This is a genomic window from Nonomuraea sp. NPDC049649 (genome assembly GCF_040675175.1).
In the GTDB taxonomy this organism is placed as follows: Bacteria; Actinomycetota; Actinomycetes; order Streptosporangiales; family Streptosporangiaceae; genus Nonomuraea.
In genome coordinates this window covers 61990-78605 of record NZ_JBFAOH010000013.1, presented here as the reverse complement: position 1 = coordinate 78605, position 16616 = coordinate 61990, and the positions used below count along the sequence as shown (strand labels likewise).

The following is a 16616-nucleotide window of genomic DNA, read 5'->3' as shown; positions in this document are numbered from 1 at the left end:
GAAGTGTCAGGTCAGTCGGCCGCGGGCTGGAGCTGGGTCAGGGTTTCGAAACCGCCGAGCTCCATCCAGTTGCGCCACATCGTGGCCGCGTACTTGGGGGCGCCTTCCGCCGAGGAGGGCCAGTTCTTCCAGGTGGAGTTGCTGGACTGGGCCCACAGGCCGTTGTACCAGAGCGGGATGATCGGCATCTCGTCCAGGTGGATCTTCTGGATCTTGGAGATGACCTCCTTCATGCCCTCGATGTCGTCCGTCTTGACGCCGTCGAGCTCCTGGACGAGCTTCCAGGCCTCCTTGTTCTCGTACCGCCCGAAGTTGACGGTGTTCTGCGTCTTCTGGATCGGGAGGTTGAACATGTAGTCGTAGTAGGTCCAGGGGCTGCTGGACAGCTGGCGCTCGTTGTTGATGATGAGGTCGAAGTTGCCCTTGCTGCGGTTCTCGACCAGGGCGTTGAAGTCGGGGAACTCGGGCGTGATCTCGATGCCGGCCGCCTTGCCGCTGGCGGCGATGACGCGGGCCGCCTCCATCCAGTCGGTCCAGCCGGTGGGCACCTCGATGGTCAGGCTGATCTTCGAGCCGTCCTTGTTCTCCACCAGGCCGTCGCCGTCACGGTCGCGGTAGCCGGCGTCGGCGAGCATCTTCTTGGCCTCGTCGGTGCTGAACGTGAAGCCGTCGGAGCTGACCACGCCCTGGTCGACGAACTGGTCCCACTGCGGCAGCAGGCCGGTCGGGCTGGCCTCCTTGACCAGGTTGCCGTAGACGCCTTCGACGATCTTCTTGACGTCCACGGAGGTGGCCAGCGCCTTGCGGAAGGCCGGGTCGTCCATCGGCTTCTTGGTGGTGTTGGGCACCAGCCAGGCGGTGTTGGCCGACAGCATGTACGGGGGCTCGTTGTAGTACGAGGTGATCCCGAAGTTGCCGTTGATCAGGTTGGACACGCCGGGCAGGAAGTTGTTGCTGAGGTCCAGGCCCTTCTGCAGCAGCATGCCCATGGCGACCTCGTTGCTCGGGGTGGCCACGTCGACGATGTACTTCGGCTTGGGGTCCATGCCGAGCGCGTCCTTGCCCCACCAGCCGTCGCGCTTGACCCAGACGACGCGGTCCTGGTCGTGGCTCTGGTAGCTGTAGGCGCCGCTGCCGACCGGGTTCTCGTTGACGCCGTTGAGCACGTCCTCCTCGGAGAGGCCGCCCCAGATGTGCTCGGGGACGATGACGCGGCTGTAGAGGTTGTAGTCCCACTCCTGGTATCGGGCGTCGGAGAAGGTGAAGCGGACCGTCTGGTCGTCGGTCGCCTCGACGTTCTCCAGCCAGTCCCACATGTTGTGGAAGGGGACGGTCTCCATCTTGCCGAGGCTGTAGGAGAAGGCGACGTCCTTGGCGGTCAGCGGCTTGCCGTCGGCCCAGGTGACGCCCTGGCGGACCTTGACCTCGTACGTCTTGTCGTCGGCCCAGCTGCCGCTCTCGGCGATCCAGGGGACGAGTTTGGCCTCGTTGGGGTCGTAGTGGAAGAGCGTCTCGTACACCAGGCCCTTGGTGCCGGTGGCCGAGTCCCACTCGCGGATCGGGTTGAAGTTGGCCGGCGGGCCCCACTGGGTGCCGGTCGTGTAGAGCGTCTCGTTACGGGGCAACCCGCCGGCGTTGGCGTCGGCGGGCGCGCTGGCCGCCTCGGTGTTTGCGGGTGTCGGTGCGGCGGCGCCGCCGCCACCGGTACAGGCGGCTGCGGCCAGGCCCGCCGCGAGGAGCGGTATGAGAATCCGCGCCCGGGTCTGCATGTGTGCTCTCCTTCCCCCGCCGCTCGGCGGAGGGTCGACCGTCTGTGCAACCCCCGAAAACTGGGCGGCCCGGGACAAAACGCCGCCGTACTGCGCCGACCAGGCATTTTGGGAGCGCTCCCGAAATGGCCCGGACGACTTATCGCTGAACCGGATAAGTACCGCGACGGTAAAATCCGGCCACCAGTCCGTCAAGGTTCGTAACCCGTTTGAGATGCGGCTCGGTTAAGCCTGGGGAGCGCTCCCAAACACAGAATCGCAGGTGCGCGCCCCCCAGGCCGGTAGTAAGGTGCAGAAACGTACCTGGCTAACCGGTTCACCAAGGGGGCTCGGTGAAGCGACCGACGATCGCCGACATCGCGCGCAGGGCAGGCGTCTCCAAAGTCGCCGTCTCCTACGCGCTCAACGACCGCCCCGGCGTGTCACCGGCCAAGCGCGCCGCGATCAAGGCCATCGCCGAGGAGATCGGCTGGCGGCCCAACAGCGCCGCCCGCGCCCTCAACGACGCCCGCGCCCGCTCCGTCGGCCTCACCCTGTGCCGGCCCGCCCGCGTCCTCGGCGTCGAACCGTTCTTCATGGAGCTGATCAGCGGCATCGAGACCGAGCTGTCCCCCCGCTCCTACGCCCTCATGCTCCAGGTCGTCACCACCCCCGAACAGGAGACCGAGCTCTACCGGCGCTGGTGGGGCGAGGGCCGCGTCGACGGCGCCATCCTCGTCGACCTGCGCTTCTCCGACTCCCGCGTCACCGCGCTCGACGAGCTCGGCATGCCCGCCGTCGTCCTCGGCGACCCCTCGGCGGCCGGCGCGCTCACCCCCGTCTGGGCCGACGACGCCGCCGCCGTCCGCGAGACCGTCTCATACCTCCACGCCCTCGGCCACCGCCGCATCGCCCGCGTCGCCGGCCTGCCCGACCTCGTCCACACCGTCCTGCGCGACCAGGCCTTCACCGCCGCCTGCCAGGAGCGCGGCCTCGACTGGCACACGATCGCCCACACCGACTACACCGGCGAGGAGGGCGCCCACGCCACCCGGCGGCTGATGAGCGCCGTCACCCGCCCGACCGCCATCATGTACGACAACGACATCATGGCCGTCGCCGGCATGTCCGCCGCCGACGAGCTGCGCCTCCGCGTCCCCGCCGACCTGTCCATCGTGGCCTGGGACGACTCGCCGCTCTCCCAGATCGTCCGCCCCGCGCTCAGCGCCATCACCCGCGACATCCCCGCGTACGGGGCACACGCGGCGCGGACACTGCTCCGCCTCATCGAGGGCGACGAGGTCACCCCCGTCGAAGACGAGGCCCCCCGCCTCGTCCCCCGCGGCAGCACCGCCCCACCCGGGGTCGGTTCCTGAACCCGGTCCGCAAATAGGGTACAGACGTGAAAGTAAGTAACAGGACCTCCGAGGAAACCTGCCCGTACCGGCTCGTCCTGGAACACGTCACCAGCCGCTGGGGCGTCCTCATCCTGCTCGCCCTGGAGGAGCGCACCCACCGCTTCAGCGAGCTACGCCGCACGATCGGCCGCGTCAGCGAGAAGATGCTCGCCCAGACCCTCCAGACCCTCGAACGCGACGGCATGATCCACCGGAACGCCCGCCCCGTCATCCCGCCCCACGTCGACTACTCCCTCACCCCGCTCGGCCGCGAAGCCGCCGCCCAGGTCCGCAAGCTGGCCGAATGGACCCAGCGCAGCCTCCCCGCCGTCCAGACGGCCCGCGAGCAGTACGACGCGTCAAGGTCCTGACGGCTCGCACAGGAGTCAGCCCTTGAGGGCGGTCGCTATGGCGTCGGCGAGGGTGGTCGCGGGGCGGCCGGTGAGGTGGCGCAGGTCTTCGGAGGTACGGGCGAGCAGGCCGCGTTCGATGGCCCGGTCGATGTCGGCCACCAGGTCGGCCACCGGCTCCGGGAGTCCGGCCTGGAGCAGGGTGTTCCGGTGTTCGTCGGTGGTCAGCGGGTGGTACGCGATCTCCCGGCCCGTCTGCTTGGACAGTTCGGCCGCGAAGTCGGCGAAGGACCATGCCGTGTCGCCGCTCAGTTCGTACGCCTTGCCTTCGTGGCCCTGGCCGGTGAGGACGGCGACGGCCGCGGCGGCGTAGTCGGCGCGGGCGGCGGTGGCGAGGCGGCCGTCGCCGGCGGAGGCGGTGACGGCGCCGCGCTCCAGGATCTGCGGGATGGTGTCGGTGTAGACCTCGTGGTAGAAGCCGTTGCGCAGCAGGGTGTAGGGCACGCCGGAGTCGAGGATGACCTGCTCGGTGGCCTTGTGGTCGGCGGCGAGGATGAAGTCGGCGTCGGGCCCGCCGAGGATGCTGGTGTAGGCGAGCAGCGCGACGTCCGCGGCGCGGGCGGCCTCGATGACGTTGCGGTGCTGGGGCTCCCGGCGGCCCGGTTCGCTGGCGGAGACGAGCAGCACGCGGTCGCCCGTACGGAAGACGGTCCGCATCGCCCCGGCGTCGTCGTAGTCGGCGACGCGCAGCTCCACGCCCAGGTCGCGGAGCCGGGCGGCCTTGTGCTCGTCGCGCACGACCGCGGCGATCCGGTCGGCCGGCACGCCCGCGGCGAGCAGGCCGTCCACGACCAGGCCGCCCAGCTGCCCCGTGGCACCGGTGACGACATATCCCATGATGACCCCCTAAGACCCGATTCAGACGGATTCGAGCCTAAGCAGCGGTCTCACCTGCGCAGAAGTACCCACTTCAAAGTAAGGCACTGGTGTGAAAGTAAGGGTGACGGGGCTACTCGCCGGTGGTGCCGTCGATGGATTCGCGGATGAGGTCGGCGTGGCCGTTGTGGCGGGCGTACTCCTCGATCATGTGGCAGAGGATCCAGCGGAGGCTGGGGTGCTCGCCGGTGGAGAGGGTGCGGCGGGCGAGGAGGCCGAGGTCGCCGGTGGTCAGGGCCTCGTCGAGGGCGGTGCGGGAGCGGGTGACCGTGTCCTCCCAGAGCCGCCGGAGGTGGTCGGGGGTGTCGGAGGCGGCGGAGTGCCAGTCCCAGTCGCGGTCGGCCTGCCAGTCGACGGTGTCCCACGGCGGGTGGGGGTCGCGGCCGTGCAGGACGACCGAGAACCAGTGGTCCTCGACATAGGACAGGTGCTTCATCATGCCGCCGAGGGTCATCGGGGAGGCGGCGGCGGTGGTGTTCAGGCCGGTCGCGTCGAGGCCCGCGCACTTCCAGGCGAACGTGGCGCGGTGGAAGTCGAGGAAGCCCAGGAGGGTGCCTGCCTCGTCGGCGGCGGCCGGGGGTTCGGGCCTGCCCTGCGCGTCTAGGTTTGTCATGATCGATGAGTGTAGGTGCCAAGCGTCCGGACGAGGGCGTCCGGATGGGTCAGCTGGGGGTAGTGGCCGGCTCCCTCGATCACGGTCACCGGCCTGTCCACGGTCACCGTCAGCGGGTCGGCCGAGCCGGTCACGATCTCCACGGGGACGGTCACCCGCGCAAGCGTGCTCACCAGGTCGTCGCGGGCGGCTCGCAGCGCGGCGACGACGCGGCGCGCGTGGCCCGGGCGGGCCAGGTTCGCCGCGGCGCCGGCGGTGGCCGGGCTCTCCGGAACGCCCAGGGCGCCGGCCAGGCGGGCGGAGGTCACGCGTCGCAGCACGGGCACGGCGAACCGGGAGCGCCACAGCCGGGGAGCGGGCGCCTGGAGGAGCCCGGGCAGGTCGGCGGCGAGAACCGGCGCGTCCAGCCCTTGTATCACCTCCGACCAGGAGGTGGAGTCGAGCGGCAGCCCGTGCAGCAGGACGTGGGACGGGTTCGCGCGCTCCCCGCTCAGCCAGGTCGCGCTGCCCGCGACCTGCCGGAACCCGTACGGTCCTGGTGGCGGGGCCGTGATGCCGAAGGCGGTGGCGACCAGGTCGTCGGCCCAGCGGCTGAGCGCCGGTCCGACCGGTGGCATGGGGCGCTTGGCGACGGCCCGCCCCGGGGCGGTGTCGTAGCGGTCGGAGGACAGGAAGGACAGGGTCTCGGGCTCGGCTCCGGTGATCGTACGGGGGAGGCGCCGCAGCAGCCCGGCGACGTTCACCGCTCGCGCCTCCGGGATGTTCAGGCGTACGGCGGCGGCGACGCCGTGGCCGCGCCGCAGGAGCTCCCCGACCAGCGCACGCCCGACGAACCCGGCAGCACCGAAGACGATCGAGTCCGGTTCTATGGGAGCGCTTAAATAGATGGGTCTACATATTGCCGGCCCGGTTTACAGCAGTGCGATGATGCGCCGGGCCGCGCTGTCCAGAGGCGCCCGGCTGCGCCGTGCCCTGGCGAGCAGCAGCGCGCCTTCGATCAGGACCAGGACGGTCGTGGCGGTGTCGTCCGCGTCGGGATGCCCGTCGGCGGCGAGCCGTTCCCGGATGACGGCCTCCCACGAGTCGTACACCTCGGCGCAGACCCGCTGGAGCTCGTCATGACCGGCCGCCATCTCCAGGGCGACCGTCGCCACCGGGCAGCCCTTGCGCCAGCCCGACCCTTGCAGCCGCTCGGCCAGCAGCTGGATGACGCCGGTGACCAGGGCGGCGGTGTCGGGCGCGGTCTCCGCGAGGTCCCGCACGGCCTGCTCGATCTCCCGCCCGGCCCGCCGCAGCGCCTCGGCGACCAGTTGATCCTTGCCGCCGGGAAAGTGGAAGTAGAGCGACCCCCGGGGCATGCCACTGAGGGCGATCACCTGGTTCAGCCCGGCGCCGGAGTATCCCCCGGCTTCGATCAGCTCCTGCGTCGCGTCGAGCAGCCGCCCCCGCGTCTGGTCACCCTTACGTCCCATAGGATCAAAATAGACCGGTCTTCATATTATGCGCAACCGTCAGAGGCTGCCCTTGCGTTCGATCACGAGGATGCGGGCCTCGGGGGCAGGGTGCGCGACGTGTTCGTCGCCGGGTTCGGCGTAGCAGACGACGCCGGGGGTGAGGCGTTCGACGTGTTCCTCGCCGTCGCGGCGGTAGTGCATGTCGACCGCGCCGTCGAGGACGGCGAAGACCTCGGGGCCGTCGTTGACGTGCCAGACGTACGGCTCGTCGGTCCAGTGCAACCGCACGGTGGCGGTGTCGATCTCGGTGATGTCGGCGGCGCCCCAGGCCCGTTCGGCCTTGAAGGTACGGGCGTTGAGGAAGATCACGGCAGCTCCTTCTGTTCACGGACGTGCCCGATCCTCGGCCATCGGCGGCGGGGCGGCGAGTGACAGAGATGCCTATTTCCGCAAAAATCCTGCCATGCAGCGCGTCGTTGCTCTTGCCCTGCCCGCGGTGGTGATGTTCGACCTGGCCATCCCGGCCGAGGTGTTCAGCGGCGACGGCTACTCCTTCACCGTCTGCACCCCGTCGCCCGGCCACGTGCCCTCCACCACCCCCGGCGTCAGCGTCCACATCCCGTCGGGGCTCGACGCACTCGACGCCGCCGGCACCGTCGTCGTGCCGGGCTACGCACCGCTGGAGGAGCCGCCCGCCGACGTGCTGGACGCGCTGCGCGCCGCCGCCGCGCGGGGCGCCCGGGTGGTCTCGGTCTGCACCGGCGCCTTCGCGCTCGCCGCCGCGGGCCTGCTCGACGGCCGCCCGGCGACCACGCACTGGATGGACGCGCCCGAGCTGGCCGCCCGCTACCCGACCGTCCAGGTGGACCCCGACACGCTCTACGCGGACGGCGGCGGCACCCTGACCAGCGCCGGTTTCGCCGCCGGCATCGATCTCTGCCTTCATCTCGTACGTACGGACTATGGGGCGGAGGCCGCGATCCGGGTCGCGCGCCGCATGGTCGTGGCCCCGCACCGCGAGGGCGGCCAGGCCCAGTTCCTCGAACGGCCCTTGCCCGAGAGCGGCGAGGGCATGGCGGCGATCTGCGACTGGGCCCTGCGGCACCTGGCGGAGCCGCTGACCGTGGCCGACCTGGCGCGGCGGGCGGGCTGGTCGGCGCGGACCTTCGCCCGGCGGTTCACCGCCGAGATCGGGATGCCGCCGCATCGGTGGCTGGCCGCCCAGCGGGTCCTGGAGGCGCGGCGGCTGCTGGAGCAGACGGATCTGCCCGTGGACGAGGTCGCCCGGCGCTCCGGGCTGGGCACGGCGGCGAACCTCCGCTTCCACCTGCGCCGGGACGCGGCCACCACGCCGACGGCCTACCGGCGCGCGTACCGGGGGCGCACGTGACTCCGGAGCGGGGTGCTTGTGACTCAGACACCCGATGAAACGGGCGCGCCGGGAGCTCTCGTGACTCACCAGAAACGGGCGCGTACCGGCTCGGGGTCAGGTGAAGAGACGGTGCGGGTGGACGCCGTCGACCAGGCCCGTGTCCGGTGGGTGGATGCTGTAGCCGAGCATGCGGCGGGTGCGGGCGCTGAGTTGCCGGGCGACGTCCCTGCCCGGGGAGAGGGTGAAGGCCTCGCGGGTGCGGAGCCAGGGTTCGCAGTAGTGGGCGGTGACGGTCAGGTAGGGCGCGGGCGGGTGCGGGGGGCGGGCGTGCCAGAGGGTGCCGAGGAGGAGGGTGCAGGAGCCGGGCGGGGGTGTGAGGGGGACGCCGGGTGTGGCGGGGCGGCGGGCGGCCCAGCGGTGGCTGCCCGGCCAGAGGGTGAGGGTGGTGCCGGGGTCGAGGGTCCACAGCGCGGCGACGGAGAGCGCGGGGCGGGGCCTGGGCAGCGGGTAGTGCTGATCGTCGTGGGCCGGAGGGCGGGCGGGGGCGCCGGCGCCGACCTCGACGACCTCCAGCTGGGAGAGCAGGAAGTTGGGCAGCAGCAGCCGGTCGACGAGGGCGAGCACGCGGGGGTGGTCGATGAGGGAGTCGGTGGCCCGGGTGTTGTGCAGCACCCCGTAGACGCGGCGGACGTGGCGGGAGCGGAAGGGGTCGCGGCCGGCGGGGGCGAGCAGCGGGGTGAGGTCGTCGCGGATGCCGCGGCAGGCGGGCGGGGTGAGCAGGCCGGGCAGGATGAGGTAGCCGTCGCGGTGGAGCGCCGACATGCTTGTCATGACCGGTCCCCGGCGCCGAGGGCGGCGGTGGAGAAGCGCCAGATCTCCTCGCGGATGCCGGCCCGGTCGGGGCGCGGGTCCTGGTCGAGGACGACGGCGAGGATGGAGCGCATGCCCCCGACGACGGCGGCCGACATCAGCTCGGGGTCGCGCCCGCGGGTGACGGCGCCTTCGGCCTGCCCGGCGGCGACGTGCTTGGCGCCGATCGCGATCACCTGCCGGGTGCAGCGTGCTTCCATCGCGGCGACCCGGGCGTCGCCGACCATGCGGCCGAGCACGACGGGGGCGAGCGGTTCGTCGTAGACCCAGTCGACCCACCGGGTGACCTGGGCCCGCCAGCGGTCGAGCCAGGTGTCGCCGGTGAAGTGGCCGAGCACGGTCTCGGCGACGAGCCGGCCGTAGAAGTCTTCGAGCAGGGCGCTCATCAGGCCGCTGCGGGTGCCGAAGTAGCGGTAGGGCAGGCCGGTGCTGAGCCCGGCGCGCCGGGCGACGGCGGCCACCTCCAGGTCACCGGTCTCGGCCAGCTCGGCGGCGGCGGCTTCGAGGATGCGCCGCCGGGTGGCGGCGGCGCGTTCGGACAGCTCCTGCACGCCTCCCAGGTTAGTTGAGTTCAACTCAACGAGCCAGTGCCTCTATACTCCTGCCGTTTCTAGGGAGGATGTGACCTTTTGACCGTCCCGGTTCCCGCGACCAGGAAGGCGGCCGAGCCGCTGAGCTACCCCCCGGGCTCGCTGGTGGTGATCACGGGCTTGCCGGGCGCGGGCAAGTCGACGCTGCTGAGCCGCCTCTACGCGCTGACCGGGACCGAGACCGCGCCGGTGCAGGCGGGCGGGGTGACGGTGATCGACTCGATGCAGTCGCGGCTGCGCTGGGCGTCCGCACTCGCCTGGGCTCCGAAGCGGGTCCGCACGGCCGTGGTGTTCGCCACGCACGTCCGGCGCATCCGGGCCGCGCTCCGGCGCGGCGAGTCGGTGGTCGCCCACAACCGGGGCTGCGGCCCGCTGGTGCTGCGCGCCTTCGCCCGGCTGGCGCGGCGGGCGGGCGCGGGCTTCCACCTTCTGGTCTTGGATGTGCCGGCCGAGGCGGCGGTGGCGGGCCAGCACGCCCGGGGCCGGGTCGTACGCGCGCGTACGTTCGCCCGGCACCGCCGCCACTGCGCGGCGCTGCTGGCCCGCGCCCGGTCCGGCGACCCCGCCCCGGCGGCCACCGTCCAGGTGCTGGACCGGGAGGCCGCGGGGCGGTTGCCGGGCATCAGGTTCGAGTGATGCGGACCGCGTCGGCGACCACGTAGCCGGTGGCGGAGGTCCAGCGGCTCACGCCGACCACGTTGTAGGTGCCCGCGCCGAGCTGGAAGGTGCCGAGGCTCCGCCACGCGCCGCCGCCGGTCCGCTGGTCGACGGTGACGGTCTGGTTGCCGCCCGAGGCGGCGACGATGTACGGGGTCGCGCTGTTGTAGCCGGGATCGGCCGGATGCCAGATCTCGACCCGGTACGTGCCCGCGCTCGGGATGCTCGCCCGGAACCAGGCGGGGTCGCTGGCGGCCACCGGGTCGGCGAAGCGGTAGTCGGCGCCGTGCCGCTGGGGCGAGTACGCGGAGGTGCCCCAGGACGTCCCGGCGGTGAACCCGGCGTCGGCGTTGTCCACGGTGACGCTGAACCCGCCGCCTGAGCCGGTCACGGCCCGGCCCGCGCTGGGCGCGCTCTCCTGGTGGGTGCGGGCGAGCGCGGTCACGTAATAGGTGTAGGCGGTGCCCGCGGCGGCCGTGGTGTCGGTGAACGTCCGCTGCCGGGTGGTGCCGAGCAGGTTGCGGGCGTCGGCGAACGCGCACGGGTCGGCGGCCGAGGGGGTGCCGGTCACCCGGTAGACGGCGTAGGAGGTGCCGGCGCCGTTCCAGGCGAGCGACACGCCGCCCGAGCCGCGGGTGGCCGAGGTGATGGCGGGCGCGGCGGGGGCGCCGGCCGAGCCGTGCGGGTGGGGCAGCGACGGCCTGGTGTAGTGGTCGCCGGCCAGGATGGAGAAGGAGTTGATCCGGTCGGCTCGCACGTCCTTGGCGCTGAAGTAGATGTCGCCGCCGACCTCGGGGTGCCGCCGGTTGACGTGCAGGTGGTCGCTGAGCTCGTCCGGGTCCTGCCAGTCTTGGCCGTGGCTGCTGACCCCGGCCCGGTAGGAGGCCTGGCCGATGAGCAGCCGCACGCCGGTGTTCCGGACCGTCTCCGCCCACCAGGCGGTCAGCACCTCGTAGTCGGCGATCCCGTACCCGATGTGCCAGTAGAGCTGCGGCGCGATGTAGTCGACCCAGCCCTCCTTCACCCACCTGCGGGTGTCGGCGTAGATCGCGTCGTACGACTGGAGGCCCGAGGTCTGTGAGCCGAGCGGGTCGGTGGCGGCGTTGCGCCAGATGCCGAAGGGGCTGATGCCGAACGACACGTGCGGCTTGGCCGCGTGGATGCGCTGGTCGAGCTCCCGTACCAGCAGGTCGACGTTCTCCCGCCGCCAGTCGTGCACGCTGGCGAAGCCGCCGCCATACTGGGCGTACGCGGCCGAGTCGGGGATGGTCTGGCCGCTGACCGGATACGGGTAGAAGTAGTCGTCGAGGTGGACGCCGTCGAGGTCGTACTCGGTGACCGCTTCCATGATCACGTCTTCGATGAAGCGGCGCACCTGCGGTAAGCCCGGGTTGTAGTAGAGCTTGCCGTCGTAGGCGAAGCGCCAGGAGGGGTTGCGGCGGGCGGGGTGCGAGGAGACCAGCCGGTTGGGGTCGGCGTGGTTGGCCACCCGGTACGGGTTGAACCAGGCGTGCAGTTCCAGGTTGCGCCGGTGCGCCTCGGTGACCATGAACGCGAGCGGGTCGTAGCCCGGGCCGGCGCCCTGGGTGCCGGTGAGCCACTGCGACCACGGTTCGAGCGAGGACGGCCAGAACGTGTCGGCGGTGGGCCTGACCTGGACGACCACGGCGTTCATGCGCCGCTGGACGGCCAGGTCGAGCCAGGCGCGGAACTCGGCCTGCTGGGCGGAGACGCTCAGGCCGGTCCTGCTGGGCCAGTCGATGTTGGCGACGCTGGAGATCCACATGGCTCGGAGCTGGCGCTTGGGGGTGGCGGGGTCGGTCGCGCAGGCGGTCGTGGCGGTCACGGGCGCGGCCGGCACGACGAGGGTGCCGAGCGCGGCGGTGAGTGCCACGAGGGCGAGGCGCAGCAACGTGCTCACGAAGAGAAGTTTCAGCGACCCGTTATCGGAACGCAATAGTTTTCAGATCTTCAGGGGGCCCAACTTCGCGGAGCCGGCCGACGCGCAGGCGGAAAGTTTCCTTTAACCGGTGAGTAATGTCAATTATCGACATCTGTCATGAAGGTCCCTTAATGTGCCAATCGGTACCCCCCGAGAGTGGAGCCGTCATGACACTGGTACGCACCCGATTAGTCGCTCTCGCCGCCGCCGTCTTCGCCACCGTCCTCGTCCTCGCAGGTCAACCGGCCGCAGCCGAACACGCCGCTCCCCTCCCCGACGCCTTCGACCAGGCCGCCGCCGAGTACGACGTCCCCCGTGACCTGCTCGTCGCCCTCGGCTACGCGGAGACCCACCTCGACGGACACAACGGTGAGCCCAGCGCCAGCGGCGGCTACGGGCTCATGCACCTCGTCGACAACCCCACCAACCAGACGCTCCAGGAAGCCGCCGAGCTCACCGGCCTGCCCGCCGAGACGCTGAAGAGCGACGACGCCGCCAACATCCGCGGCGCCGCCGCCGTCCTGCGCTCGTACGCCGACAAGCTCGGCCTCGACGAGTCCGCCCGCGAGGACGCCGGCCGCTGGTACAAGGCCGTCGCCCAGTACGGGCACGCCTCCTCCCCCGAGACCGCCCGCCTGTACGCCGACGCCGTCTACGAGCTCCTCGGCCTCGGCATCGAGGCCGGCCCGGTCACCGTCAAGCCGCAGGAGGTCACCGCCGACCGCGGCGAGTACGCCAAGGTCCGCGACCTCAACGCCAGAGCCTCCATCGCCAGCGCCGACTACCCGCCCGCCGCGTGGGTTGCGGCCCACTCCAGCAACTACCGCGCGTCCAGCCGCGAGAGCAGCTACAACATCGACCGGATCGTCATCCACGTCACCCAGGGCTCGTACGCGGGCACGATCTCCTGGTTCCAGAACCCCAGCTCCAACGTCTCGGCCCACTACGTGATCAAGTCCTCCAACGGCGCCGTCACCCAGATGGTGCGCGACAAGGACGTGGCCTGGCACGCCGGGAACTCCTCCTACAACAACCGCTCCATCGGCATCGAGCACGAAGGCTGGGTCAACGACGCGTCCTGGTTCACCGACGCGATGTACCGGTCCTCGGCCGCGCTCGCCCGCCACCTGGCCGACAAGTACGGCATCCCGAAGAACCGCACCGGCATCATCGGCCACAACCAGGTGCCCGGCGCGACCCACACCGACCCGGGTCCGAACTGGAACTGGACCACGTACATGAACTACGTGACCGGCGGCAGCACCAACCCGCCGACCTGGACCACCACGGTGGACAACGCCAGCGCCCAGTTCACCGCCAGCACCAACTGGGGCACCTCGGCCTACTCCAGCCAGCGCCACGGCGCCGACTACCGGTTCGCCGACCCGGTGTCGGCCAGTGACCCGGCCTGGTACTCCGCCAGCATCCCCAGCGCCGGCACGTACCGGGTGGAGGTCTGGTATCCCAGCGATCCCGGATACAACAGCTCGGCCCCGTACATCGTCGCCACCGCGAGCGGCAACCAGACCGTCTACGTCGACCAGCGCTCCGGCGGCGGCGCGTGGCGGAGCATCGGCACCTTCCAGCTCAACGCGGGCACCTACGATGTCGTGGGTGTCAGCCGGTGGACCGCGGGCACCGGCTACGTGATCGCGGACGCCGTCCGCATCTCCCGCCTCTAGGAACCCGGCGGAGGGCACCGGCGCGGCGCCCTCCGCCTCTCAACGCCGCCAGCAGGCCGCCGACCGGCACGTCACCGCGCCAGCAGGCCGTCGTCCACGTCGCCGAGCGGTGTGTCACCGCGCCAGCAGGCTGCCGTCCCCGCCGCCGACCTGGACCTGCAGGACGCGGATGGTGTCCAGCGCCTCGCGGGCGCGCGCCGCCTCCTCGCGGGCCGCGAAGCGCCGCCCCGCCATCCGGTCGAGGATCCGTACGCGTTCCTCCAGCCTCTGCACGGCCACCCAGAGCGCCCGTTCCACCGCGTCCGACTGGGCGTCCACGAAGCTCTCCCCCGACCAGGCGTGCCCCACCCGGCAGACGTAGTGGCCCGCCCGCTCGTACATCGCGCCGCCGCACTCCGGGCAGCCCAGCCCGGCGAGCGCGCCGTCCGGCTCCGCCGGGTCCGGGCCGGGCAGCAGCCGGGAGATCTCGCGCCGTATCTCCGCGTCGTCCGCCTCCCCCTCGGTGATGACCGGCGTGCGGGTCTGCCGCACCAGCCAGCCGGCGAGCTCTCGTACGGGCAGCACGGCGGCGTTCGGGACCGCCTCCAGCGCCGCGGACGGCATGCCCGGGAAGGCGGCCTCCGCCGGATCCTGCACCGCGACCGCGCCGCCTCTCCCCTCCACCGCGACGCAGCCCCGCGCGCCGTCGTCCAGGGCGCCGCTCAGCACGACGCCCGCCACCCGCACCCCGGCGTCCAGCGCGGCGCTGATGAAGAGCGGGTCGGCGGCGGGGCGGTGGCCGTGGTGGCGCGGGCCGTGCGACAGCCGGATCCGGCCGTCGTGCACGAGCAGGTGGTGGCCGGGCCTGGCCACGTAGACGTGGCCGTGCTCCACGGTCGCCGCGTCCTCGGCCGGGACTGCCTTCAGCGGCCCGGCCCGGTCGAGCACCCCGGCCAGGCCGCCGCCGTCGCGGGGCGGCAGGTGCGGCGCCACGAGCACCGCGGCGGGCAGCTCCGCGGGCAGCGTGCCGAGCAGGACGCGCAGCGCCTCGACGCCCCCTGCGGAGGCGGCGACCACGATCGTGTCTCGTCCTACTGTCAACACCCTGTCCCTCTGTCCCTCAGACGCGGGGTCATGCGTGATCCCTCTGTCCCCCCGGACACGGGCTCATGCGTGGCGCGGGGGCATCGGGCGTCTCCGCACCCGCGGCTTGTCCGTGCCCGGCGGCCCCGGCCTCGGGGAACGCGGCGGGGCGGGGTGCCCGGGTCCGGTGCAACGCAGCCGGGGCAGGGGACGCCGCCGCCTCTCCCGCGCGCCGAACGCGGCCAGCGCCTCGGGCAGGGTGTCGAAGACCGGCAGCGACGGCCCGCCGCCCGGCAGGAGCGCGATCAGCCGGCGGAGGGCCGGGCTCGCCTCGGCGAGGACCAGTTCGCCGCCCTTGGCCCGCAGCTCCCGCCGGGCTCCGAGCAGCAGCGCCAGCCCGCTCAGGTCGCAGAACCAGAGCTCGCCGGCCGCCACGGCGACGCGCAGGACGGGGGACGCGGGCAGCGGGCCGAGCGTCGCGGACAGGATAGGGACGGTGCTCGCGTCCAGCTCCCCCGTGAGGGCGACGACGACCGTCGTGTCCGACACCGGGGTCAGCTGTACCGACAGGTGCATGGCTCCTCCTCCCGGCGCACTCAGGTGCGGCGCCAGCGGGACTCGCCGAAGCAGTAGCCGGCGAACAGCACCAGCCCGAGCGCGACCGCGACCAGCAGCCACGGCCCGGCCGGGGTGTCGGCGAAGGCGCGCAGCGCGTGGTCGATCCCGCCCGCCTTGTCCTCGTCGTGGGTGACGGCCGCCTGCACGACCAGCACCCCGGCGAGCCCGGCGATGACGCCCCGGGCCGCGAAGCCCGCCATCCCCAGCCTGTCCATCACGGAGCGGGCCTTGGGCGGCATCCGCCCGGTGTCGAGGTCCTCGCGGAACTTCTTGGTGACGCCCCGCCACACCCAGTAGACGCCGAGCGCGACGATGCCGAGACCGGCGGCGCCCACGATCAGCTGCCCGCCCGGGAGGCCGAGCAGCGTGCCGGTGATGTCCTGCGACTTCTCGTCCTGCGACGCCGCCCGCCCGGCCAGCACCATGCTGAGCAGGGTGAACACGATCAGCGCGTAGACCACGGCCCTGGCCGCCGCCTCTACCCGGTCGAGGGTCTCGCCGTGGCCGAGCAGCGCCTCGGACGCCTGCCACAGGGCTAACGCGGCGAAACCGGCGACCATCACCCAGAGGATCACCGCCCCGAACGGCAGCTCCGCGACGGTGGCGATGGCGCCGCCCTTGTCGGCCTCCTCACCGCCGCCGCCCAGGGCGATCTGGATGGCCAGCACGCCGATCAGCGCGTACAGCACGCCCCGGCAGGCCAGCCCGACCCGGGCCAGCCGCTCCAGGGCCGGATGATCGGCCGCTCGCCGGGCGGCGCTCTGCGCAGTAGTCACGGGGTCCTCCTTCAGGGGGTCGAAGGACCGTCAAGTGCCCATAAAATCCCCGTCCAGTCACCGGAGCGTGAACACCGGGTGCCAGCTCCCGTCGTCCCGGGTGTCCTGGTCGCCGGTGAGATAGGTCTCCATCCGGCCGTCGACGGTGACGAGCACCAGCCGGCTGCGGAACTCGTTCTCGCACCGGCCCGCGCAGCCGAGCGCGATGACGCGGTCGTCGTCGGCCCAGCCGAGGAGCTGGAGCACGTTCTGGCGGCCGGCGACCGTCTCGCGGAGCAGCCTGGTCATAGCGTGGCCTCCAGTTCCTCGGCGAGTTCCGGGGCGACCGCGCGCAGCCGGGCCAGCGACCGGTGCGTGGTGCTGCGTACGGTGCCGACCGAGCAGCCCAGCTGGCGGGCCACCTCCTGCTCCGGCAGGTCCTCGAAGTAGCGCAGCACCAGGACGGTGCGCTGCCTGGCGGTGAGCTTGGCCAGCGCCGCGCGGAGCACCAGGCGCCAGCGGCCCGCCAGCTTCGCCGGCGCCGCCTGCACCAGGTCCTCGGCGTCCACG

19 protein-coding genes are annotated in these 16616 nt (G+C 72.1%); 5 read left to right on the top strand and 14 right to left on the bottom strand.

The features are described 5' to 3' along the window. Window positions 1-11: 11 nt before the first annotated feature. The gene (locus tag AB0J42_RS18955) at window positions 12-1769 is read right to left on the bottom strand and encodes an ABC transporter substrate-binding protein (RefSeq protein WP_364295982.1); all 1758 of its coding nucleotides are present in this window, start codon (window positions 1767-1769) and stop codon (window positions 12-14) included. Window positions 1770-2101: 332 nt separating this feature from the next. On the opposite strand from AB0J42_RS18955, the gene AB0J42_RS18950 reads away from it, so the two are divergent. Then, window positions 2102-3124 (top strand): LacI family DNA-binding transcriptional regulator, encoded by a 1023-nt coding sequence (locus AB0J42_RS18950; protein WP_364295980.1) that lies wholly within the window; start codon window positions 2102-2104, stop codon window positions 3122-3124. A gap of 26 nt (window positions 3125-3150) precedes the next feature. Then, window positions 3151-3516, top strand: coding sequence for a helix-turn-helix domain-containing protein (locus AB0J42_RS18945; protein WP_364295978.1), 366 nt, complete (start codon window positions 3151-3153; stop codon window positions 3514-3516). A 15-nt stretch (window positions 3517-3531) separates the two neighbouring features. Here the strand turns inward: AB0J42_RS18945 and AB0J42_RS18940 are convergent, their stop codons facing one another. From AB0J42_RS18940 to AB0J42_RS18920, 5 genes are all read right to left on the bottom strand, one after another. Then, entirely contained in the window at window positions 3532-4392 is an 861-nt protein-coding gene (locus AB0J42_RS18940) for an SDR family oxidoreductase (protein ID WP_364295976.1), read from the bottom strand. A gap of 112 nt (window positions 4393-4504) precedes the next feature. Next, window positions 4505-5044 (bottom strand): DinB family protein, encoded by a 540-nt coding sequence (locus AB0J42_RS18935; RefSeq protein WP_364295974.1) that lies wholly within the window; start codon window positions 5042-5044, stop codon window positions 4505-4507. Next, window positions 5041-5787: an alpha/beta hydrolase gene (locus AB0J42_RS18930; protein WP_364295972.1), complete on the bottom strand. Its 747-nt coding sequence runs from the start codon at window positions 5785-5787 to the stop codon at window positions 5041-5043. Before AB0J42_RS18930 ends, AB0J42_RS18935 begins: the two co-directional genes overlap by 4 nt. Window positions 5788-5955: 168 nt before the next feature. Further along, window positions 5956-6516 (bottom strand): TetR/AcrR family transcriptional regulator, encoded by a 561-nt coding sequence (locus AB0J42_RS18925; RefSeq protein ID WP_364295970.1) that lies wholly within the window; start codon window positions 6514-6516, stop codon window positions 5956-5958. A 39-nt stretch (window positions 6517-6555) separates the two neighbouring features. Further along, the gene (locus AB0J42_RS18920; RefSeq protein ID WP_364295968.1) at window positions 6556-6867 is read right to left on the bottom strand and encodes a hypothetical protein; all 312 of its coding nucleotides are present in this window, start codon (window positions 6865-6867) and stop codon (window positions 6556-6558) included. A 94-nt stretch (window positions 6868-6961) separates the two neighbouring features. Here AB0J42_RS18920 and AB0J42_RS18915 point away from each other — a divergent pair, with 94 nt between their 5' ends. Then, a complete protein-coding gene (locus tag AB0J42_RS18915) occupies window positions 6962-7888 on the top strand; it encodes a helix-turn-helix domain-containing protein (RefSeq protein ID WP_364295966.1) in 927 nt (308 codons plus the stop codon). A gap of 96 nt (window positions 7889-7984) precedes the next feature. On the opposite strand, the gene AB0J42_RS18910 is transcribed toward AB0J42_RS18915, so the two are convergent. Then, a complete protein-coding gene (locus AB0J42_RS18910) occupies window positions 7985-8701 on the bottom strand; it encodes a phytanoyl-CoA dioxygenase family protein (protein WP_364295964.1) in 717 nt (238 codons plus the stop codon). Then, window positions 8698-9291, bottom strand: coding sequence for a TetR/AcrR family transcriptional regulator (locus tag AB0J42_RS18905; protein WP_364295962.1), 594 nt, complete (start codon window positions 9289-9291; stop codon window positions 8698-8700). Before AB0J42_RS18905 ends, AB0J42_RS18910 begins: the two co-directional genes overlap by 4 nt. 78 nt (window positions 9292-9369) lie before the next feature. On the opposite strand from AB0J42_RS18905, the gene AB0J42_RS18900 reads away from it, so the two are divergent. Then, window positions 9370-9966, top strand: a complete 597-nt coding sequence (locus AB0J42_RS18900; protein ID WP_364295960.1) for an AAA family ATPase — start codon at window positions 9370-9372, stop codon at window positions 9964-9966. Here the strand turns inward: AB0J42_RS18900 and AB0J42_RS18895 are convergent. After that, the gene (locus AB0J42_RS18895) at window positions 9953-11908 is read right to left on the bottom strand and encodes a family 10 glycosylhydrolase (protein WP_364295958.1); all 1956 of its coding nucleotides are present in this window, start codon (window positions 11906-11908) and stop codon (window positions 9953-9955) included. The two genes, AB0J42_RS18900 and AB0J42_RS18895, sit on opposite strands and share 14 nt — an antisense overlap. 188 nt (window positions 11909-12096) lie before the next feature. On the opposite strand from AB0J42_RS18895, the gene AB0J42_RS18890 reads away from it, so the two are divergent. Then, window positions 12097-13611, top strand: coding sequence for an N-acetylmuramoyl-L-alanine amidase (locus AB0J42_RS18890; protein WP_364295956.1), 1515 nt, complete (start codon window positions 12097-12099; stop codon window positions 13609-13611). A gap of 114 nt (window positions 13612-13725) precedes the next feature. Here AB0J42_RS18890 and AB0J42_RS18885 read toward each other — a convergent pair whose 3' ends face one another. From AB0J42_RS18885 to AB0J42_RS18865, 5 genes are all read right to left on the bottom strand, one after another. Further along, window positions 13726-14691 (bottom strand): chemotaxis protein CheB, encoded by a 966-nt coding sequence (locus AB0J42_RS18885; RefSeq protein ID WP_364295954.1) that lies wholly within the window; start codon window positions 14689-14691, stop codon window positions 13726-13728. A 66-nt stretch (window positions 14692-14757) separates the two neighbouring features. After that, complete coding sequence (locus AB0J42_RS18880; protein ID WP_364295952.1) at window positions 14758-15249, bottom strand: STAS domain-containing protein; 492 nt, start codon at window positions 15247-15249, stop codon at window positions 14758-14760. Window positions 15250-15269: 20 nt separating this feature from the next. Beyond that, window positions 15270-16067 (bottom strand): DUF1206 domain-containing protein, encoded by a 798-nt coding sequence (locus AB0J42_RS18875; RefSeq protein ID WP_364295950.1) that lies wholly within the window; start codon window positions 16065-16067, stop codon window positions 15270-15272. Window positions 16068-16124: 57 nt separating this feature from the next. After that, window positions 16125-16355 (bottom strand): hypothetical protein, encoded by a 231-nt coding sequence (locus AB0J42_RS18870; protein ID WP_364295948.1) that lies wholly within the window; start codon window positions 16353-16355, stop codon window positions 16125-16127. Further along, complete coding sequence (locus AB0J42_RS18865) at window positions 16352-16615, bottom strand: sigma-70 family RNA polymerase sigma factor (protein WP_364295946.1); 264 nt, start codon at window positions 16613-16615, stop codon at window positions 16352-16354. Before AB0J42_RS18865 ends, AB0J42_RS18870 begins: the two co-directional genes overlap by 4 nt. Window position 16616: the final 1 nt, after the last annotated feature.

What these genes read in the sequence shown, in the direction of transcription:
- AB0J42_RS18870 (WP_364295948.1), bottom strand. Translation starts at nt 16,355, where the DNA reads ATGACCAGGCTGCTCCGCGAGACGGTCGCCGGCCGCCAGAACGTGCTC.
- AB0J42_RS18890 (WP_364295956.1), top strand. Translation starts at nt 12,097, where the DNA reads ATGACACTGGTACGCACCCGATTAGTCGCTCTCGCCGCCGCCGTCTTC.
- AB0J42_RS18925 (WP_364295970.1), bottom strand. Translation starts at nt 6,516, where the DNA reads ATGGGACGTAAGGGTGACCAGACGCGGGGGCGGCTGCTCGACGCGACG.
- AB0J42_RS18940 (WP_364295976.1), bottom strand. Translation starts at nt 4,392, where the DNA reads ATGGGATATGTCGTCACCGGTGCCACGGGGCAGCTGGGCGGCCTGGTC.
- AB0J42_RS18955 (WP_364295982.1), bottom strand. Translation starts at nt 1,769, where the DNA reads ATGCAGACCCGGGCGCGGATTCTCATACCGCTCCTCGCGGCGGGCCTG.
- AB0J42_RS18915 (WP_364295966.1), top strand. Translation starts at nt 6,962, where the DNA reads ATGCAGCGCGTCGTTGCTCTTGCCCTGCCCGCGGTGGTGATGTTCGAC.
- AB0J42_RS18880 (WP_364295952.1), bottom strand. Translation starts at nt 15,249, where the DNA reads ATGCACCTGTCGGTACAGCTGACCCCGGTGTCGGACACGACGGTCGTC.
- AB0J42_RS18935 (WP_364295974.1), bottom strand. Translation starts at nt 5,044, where the DNA reads ATGACAAACCTAGACGCGCAGGGCAGGCCCGAACCCCCGGCCGCCGCC.
- AB0J42_RS18910 (WP_364295964.1), bottom strand. Translation starts at nt 8,701, where the DNA reads ATGACAAGCATGTCGGCGCTCCACCGCGACGGCTACCTCATCCTGCCC.